Raw genomic sequence first — 5,804 nt, forward strand, 5'->3', positions numbered from 1 at the left:
TCCCCCGGCCTTCGGCCGGGAGGTGCCCCCCGTAGCCGGCGGCGCGGCCCCGCGACGATCCGCAAGAGACGGCCTAGGCGCAGAAGGCGTCCCGTACCGCCCGGCGGTGGCGGGTCCACCACACCACCAGGGCCGAGGCCGCCGCGAACTGGGGGTCGGTGCGGGGGTCGCCCCGCTCGTAGTGCCAGCGCAGCATCCAGAAGTCGTTCAGCCGCTCCCACCACACCCGGTGCACCGCCGCCGCCAGTTCGCCCGGGCCCGCGCCCGCCGCGATGCGGTAGGCGCGGGCGTACGCGCTGACCTTCGACAGCTCCAGCGAGCCGTCCGGCCGCAGGAAGAAGATCGCCGCCGCCCGTACCGCCTCCTCCGCGCGCGGACGTATGCCCAGCCGGTCCCAGTCGATGATCGCCAGCGGGTCGGCCGGCCCCTCCGCCCGGTACAGCAGGTTCAGCGGGTGGAAGTCGCCGTGCACCCACCCGGCCGCCGGTATCTCGGTGACGCCCGGCCGCAGGGCCTCGTACCGGCGCAGCAGCACCCGCCGTTCCAGCAGCCGGTGCTCGGCCAGTTCGTCGAAGCCGCTGCGCCGCGGTCGCTGCCGCACCAGGGCCAGCAGGCCGTCGATCACCTGGCGCGTCTCGTTCGGGCAGGCGGCCCTGACCCGGCCCGTGGCCGGTACCGCGCCCTCGGGGGCCGCGCGCAGTATCACCCGTTCCAGGGCCCGGTGCACCAGTCCGAGCAGCGCGCCGAGCCGCCGGCAGTCCGCCCGTCCCAGGTCGCCGCCGCCCCGGTGCCGGCCGTCGATCCACGGGTGCAGCGCGAAGCAGTGGCCCGCCAGCAGCGTGACGGTGGCGCCGTCCCGGGCGGCGAGCGGCGGGGCGACCGGCAGCCCGAGCGCGGCCAGTTCGGCGGTCGCCCGGTGCTGGCGGGGCAGCGGCAGCACGGTGTCGGGGTCGCCGGCCAGATGCTGCTTGAGGAAGTACCGGCCGCGCGTGGTGGCCAGCCGGTAGCCACGGTTGAGCAGCCCCTGGGACAGGGGCTGGCAGGACAGCGGTTCACCCGCCCCGTAGCGCCGGGTGAGGGCGTGGAGCGTGCGGCCCGATAACTCCCGGGCGGACGTGCGGACGGTCACGGTCGATCAGTCGGCCCGGCCGGTTCAGCCGGTGAGCCCGCCGTCCGAGGTGACACCGCCGCTGTCGCCGCCCGGGGCGCCGGCCCCGCCGGGGGTACCGGGGTTGGTGCCGCCGGTGGGGTTGCTGCCCTCGTTCTGGCCGCCGTCGCCGGGATCGGGGTTGGTGGTGTTGCCGTTGTCGGCGTCTCCACCGCCGTCCGCGGCGCTCTCGCCCGCCGCGCCCTCGGTCGCCGCGCCCTCGGTGTCGTCGCCGCCGTTGCCCGCGGTGCCGTCGGTGGGGTCGGGGGAGCCGGTGCCGGTGTCCTCGGGGTCGGTGGGCTGGCCGGTGTCGTCCTCCACGGGCGGGTCGTAGCCCGAGCCGCCGGTGCTGCTGGAGCCGCCGCCGTTCTGGCTCCACTGGAAGTCGTCGCTGGGCGCGTCCTCGTCGGCGGGGTCCTCGTCCGTGTCGTCCGCCGGGTCGTCGGCCTCGTCCGTCGGGTCGGCGACCTGCTCGGTGTCCCGGGAGGGCTTGTCGGCGTCGTCGCCGCCGCCCAGGTTGGAGGCGATCAGCGCGCCCACGCCGATGGCGACCACCGCGAGCAGCGCCACCATGATCATCATCCCGCGCCGGCTGCGGCCGCCCCCGGAGCCGCCGTCGTAGCCGTCGCCCGCCGCGTCGGGGTGCCCGAGCAGCAGCGGGGAGGTGTGGATGGCGCTGGTCGGCGCGTCGGTGCGGGAGGCCGCCGGGGTGCCCATGGGCGGGGTGCCGCCGGGGGTCACCGAGCCGGTGTTCCACAGCCCGGCGGTGTGGCTGCCGTGCTCCTCCAGCATGCGCAGCGCGTACTGCACCAGCGCGCGCATCTCCTCGGCGGTCTGGAACCGGTCGTCCGGGTCCTTCGCGAGGGAGCGCATCACCAGGCCGTCCAGCTCCGGCGGGGCCTCCGGGTTGACCTCGGAGACCAGCGCCGGCATGTCCTGGACGTGCTGGTAGACGACGGACAGCGGGGTCTCGCCGACGAACGGCGGGCGCAGCGCCAGCAGCTCGTACAGCATGCAGCCGACCGCGTACAGGTCGGAGCGGGTGTCGATGGTCTTGCCCAGGGCCTGCTCGGGCGACAGGTACTGCGGGGTGCCCATGACCATGCCGGTCTGCGTCATGGTCTGGGCGGCGCCGTGCAGGGCGCGGGCGATGCCGAAGTCCATCACCTTGACCGCGCCGGAGTCGGTGATGGAGACGTTGGCGGGCTTGATGTCGCGGTGCACGATGCCGTGGTGGTGGCTGTAGGCGAGCGCTTCCAGCACCCCGGAGACGATGTGCAGGGCCTGCTCGACGGTCGGCGGCTCGGAGGCGACCAGCAGTTCCCGGATGGTGCGGCCCTCGACCAGCTCCATCACCATGTACGGCACGACGTTGCGGCCGACGGTCTCCTCGCCGGAGTCGTAGACGGCGACCACCGCGTGGTGGTTCAGACCGGCCACCGACTGGGCCTCGCGCGTGAAGCGGGCCTTGGAGACCGGGTCCTCGGCGAGGTCGGCGCGCAGCAGCTTGACCGCGACCGTACGGCCGAGGCGCACGTCCTCGGCGGCGAACACCTCCGCCATGCCGCCGCGGCCCAGGCGGTGCGTGAGCCGGTAGCGGCCCTCACCCACCAGCCCGGCGTTTCCCCACATCTCGGGAGAGTCCGGCACTTCGCTGGCGGTCCCCCCGGCCTCATCCTCGCCCGGGCCCGACGCGCCTTGCTCCTGTGCCATCAGTCCTCGCCGTTGTCGCCGCGTGTCCAATCGCCATCAAACCCGTTCCGGGGTGGCGCTGACAAGTTGAGTATTGATGCGGTCGTTATCCGGCGGCACTCCGAGCCAACCTGGCCAGTCCGTATGATACGGGCGGAGATCCGGGGCCCTGCCGGACCGGAACGCTCCGCAAGCCTAGGGGGATCAGTACCGATGAATGACCAGGCACGTCCGCCTGCCGACCTTTCCGGCCGCACGGTGGGCGGAGGCCGCTATGTCCTGCGCGCGCTGCTGGGGCGCGGCGGCATGGCGTCGGTGCACCTGGCGTGGGACACGGTGCTGGAGCGGCAGGTCGCGATCAAGACCATGCACACGGAACTGGGCAGCGAGCAGGACTTCCGGGAGCGGTTCAAGCGCGAGGCGCAGTCCGTCGCCAAGCTCACCCACACCAATATCGTGTCGGTCTTCGACACCGGCGAGGACCAGCTGGGCGAGGCCCAGGTCCCCTACATCGTGATGGAGTTCGTCGAGGGCAGACCGTTGCGCGACATCCTGGACGAGGATGTCGCGCGGCACGGGGCGATGCCGGCGGACAAGGCGCTCCAGATCACCGCCGATGTGCTGGCGGCGCTGGACATCAGCCACGAGATGGGCCTGGTGCACCGGGACATCAAGCCGGGCAACGTCATGATCGCCAAGCGCGGCGGCACGGTGAAGGTGATGGACTTCGGCATCGCGCGCGCGATGCAGTCCAGCGGCACCGCCATGACGCAGACCGGCATGGTGGTCGGCACCCCGCAGTACCTGTCGCCCGAGCAGGCGCTGGGGCGCGGCGTGGACGCCCGCTCCGATCTGTACTCGGTGGGGGTGATGCTGTTCGAGCTGCTCACCGGCCGGCTGCCGTTCGACGCGGACAACCCGCTGGCCATCGCGTACGCGCACGTCCAGGAGGAGCCGCCGGCCCCGTCCTCGGTGAACACGGCGCTGCCGCCGGCGGTGGACGCGCTGGTCGGGCGGGCGCTGCGGAAGAACCCGAACGAGCGGTTCCCGTCCGCCGAGGAGCTGCGCGCCGAGTGTCTGCGGGTGGCCGGGACGCTCAGCGGCACGGCGCCCCGCATCGACCCGGCCGCGGCGGCGGGCGGCAACAGCGGCGCGGGGATCGCCGCGTCGGTGTACCCGGAGTTCGGCGCCCCGACGCCGCCCGGCCGTCCGGGCGGGGTCGCGACCCCGCCGCCGGCCACCCCGCCGTCCTCGCCGTACGCGCCGGGCGGCTACGGCTATCCGCAGCCGGGCCCGGGCCCGGGCCCCGGCACCCCGCCGCCGTACGCGGTGGCACCGACCGTGCCGGTGTCCCCGGGGCAGGGCGGCGGCGCCGGGCGGCGCGGGCCGCTGGCGGTGGTGATCGCGGTCGCTGCGGTCATCGCCGTGGTGGCGGCCGGGGTGGTGATCACCGCGCTGAACAGCGGTGGCGGCGGCGGTGGCGGAGCCGACGGCGGCGACAGCCAGGCCGGGGGCGGGACCGACACCGAACGGGAGCCCCGGTTCAAGGAGGGCGACCCCGAGAAGGTCGTCGACAGCACCACCTGCGTCCACGCCCGGGACTACTGGGACCAGGACGAGCACCCGGGCACCATGGCCGCCCCCAACTTCTACGGCTTCCACATCAACTCGGTGAAGGAGTGCATCCGCTCGGCCGGCTGGCGGTACGAGGAACGGCTCGTCTACAAGGACGAGGTGCTGCTGGGCGAGAACATGGTGGTCAACCAGACCCCGGCGCGCGGCGAACCCTTCGACCCCGAGGAGACGGTGTTCGAGCTGACCGTGTCCACCGGCCGCGAGCCCGACCGCGGCTGAGCCGGCCCCGCCGCCGGCCCCCGGCCGGTCACGGCGTGACGGCGAAATGGGCGAGGATGCGCCCCGCCAGCTCCTCGTCGCCCTCGATCTTCACCCGGTCGGCCACCCGCCGGGGCCGGACCCGGCCGCAGGCCAGGCGCACATAGGTCTCCCAGTCGAGAGTGAAGGAGACCACCGGGCCCAGCGACGGGCTGCGGTCGACACTGCCCCGGCCCTCCTCGTCCACCCGCACCGTGCGCAGGAACTCCACCGGACCGTGCACGTCGAAGACGACCGCGGACTTCTTCGGCGCCCCGGCGTCCTCGGCGATCACCTTCGGCAGCCGGCCGAGCAGCACGTCGCGGCTGATGAAGGCCGCCTCCGAGTCGAGGTTGCCCGGCTTGCCGAGCGCGCGGCGCAGATCCTGCTCGTGCACCCACACGTCGAACGCCCGCACCTGGAGGAACGTCTCCAGCGTCATGTCGCCCAGCACCGGGTGGCTCAGCTCGTGCCCCGGGTCGCGCTTCTCGTTCCGCAGCTGCCGGGAGCGGCGGATGATGGTGTACTCCAGCTCGCTGGTCATCTCGGGGGCGGTGTGGTGCCGGCGGACGTCGACCTGCACCTCGAAGTAGCGGCCGGCCTCGCTGCGGATGTGGTAGAGGTCCCGGGGCAGGGAGTGGATGGGCCGCGGATCGCCGAGCGCCTCGCACTCGGCGCCGATGACGTGCGAGATGACATCGCGCACGGACCAGCCGGGGCATTCGGTGGCACGGTTCCACTCGCCGCCCACCAGCTCCGATGCCAGCTCGGATATCGCCTCGATCGACTGGGTCCAGGCATCGATGGACGTCTGCAGACTGGGATGCACGGTCACGGGGCCCCTCGTGGCGATCGTCGCTTGGAGTATTCACACGGTACGCCGCTCGCGCGCGACCGGTGAATGCCTTGAGTGAGTCAAATCCTAGGGTGCGAACGCCTGTCAGTTCGAGGGGTTGCCGGGGCCGGGGCGCCCCCCCGGGCAGTGGGGGGGGGTGCGCCCCCCGGGCCCCCCCCAAGGCCCGCCCCCCGGACAGCCGGGTGTAGGGGGGGTGCGCGCGCGGTTAGGTAAGGCGCGCGCAGGGGCGCACGAACC

The 5,804-nt window shown here is 73.7% G+C and carries 4 protein-coding genes; 1 reads left to right on the top strand and 3 read right to left on the bottom strand.

What is annotated here, in order from left to right; genetic code table 11:
* Positions 1–73 precede the first annotated feature (73 nt).
* Together ACFV5N_RS20945 and ACFV5N_RS20950 are read right to left on the bottom strand one after the other, a co-directional pair.
* Positions 74–1,129: a phosphotransferase gene (locus tag ACFV5N_RS20945; RefSeq protein ID WP_385601961.1), complete on the bottom strand. Its 1,056-nt coding sequence runs from the start codon at positions 1,127–1,129 to the stop codon at positions 74–76.
* A gap of 24 nt (positions 1,130–1,153) precedes the next feature.
* Positions 1,154–2,860, bottom strand: a complete 1,707-nt coding sequence (locus tag ACFV5N_RS20950; RefSeq protein WP_385601964.1) for a protein kinase — start codon at positions 2,858–2,860, stop codon at positions 1,154–1,156.
* Positions 2,861–3,052: 192 nt separating this feature from the next.
* Between ACFV5N_RS20950 and ACFV5N_RS20955 the strand changes: the two genes are divergently transcribed.
* Positions 3,053–4,693, top strand: a complete 1,641-nt coding sequence (locus tag ACFV5N_RS20955) for a protein kinase (protein WP_385601967.1) — start codon at positions 3,053–3,055, stop codon at positions 4,691–4,693.
* Between the two features lie 28 nt (positions 4,694–4,721).
* On the opposite strand, the gene ACFV5N_RS20960 is transcribed toward ACFV5N_RS20955, so the two are convergent.
* Positions 4,722–5,546 (bottom strand): maleylpyruvate isomerase family mycothiol-dependent enzyme, encoded by an 825-nt coding sequence (locus ACFV5N_RS20960; protein ID WP_385601970.1) that lies wholly within the window; start codon positions 5,544–5,546, stop codon positions 4,722–4,724.
* Positions 5,547–5,804 lie beyond the last annotated feature (258 nt).

Source organism: Streptomyces sp. NPDC059853 (genome assembly GCF_042731495.1).
Lineage (GTDB): Bacteria > Actinomycetota > Actinomycetes > Streptomycetales > Streptomycetaceae > Streptomyces.

Bases quoted from the DNA above. Each gene is read 5' to 3' on its own strand.
- ACFV5N_RS20955 (WP_385601967.1), top strand. From the start codon at position 3,053: ATGAATGACCAGGCACGTCCGCCTGCCGACCTTTCCGGCCGCACGGTG.
- ACFV5N_RS20950 (WP_385601964.1), bottom strand. From the start codon at position 2,860: ATGGCACAGGAGCAAGGCGCGTCGGGCCCGGGCGAGGATGAGGCCGGG.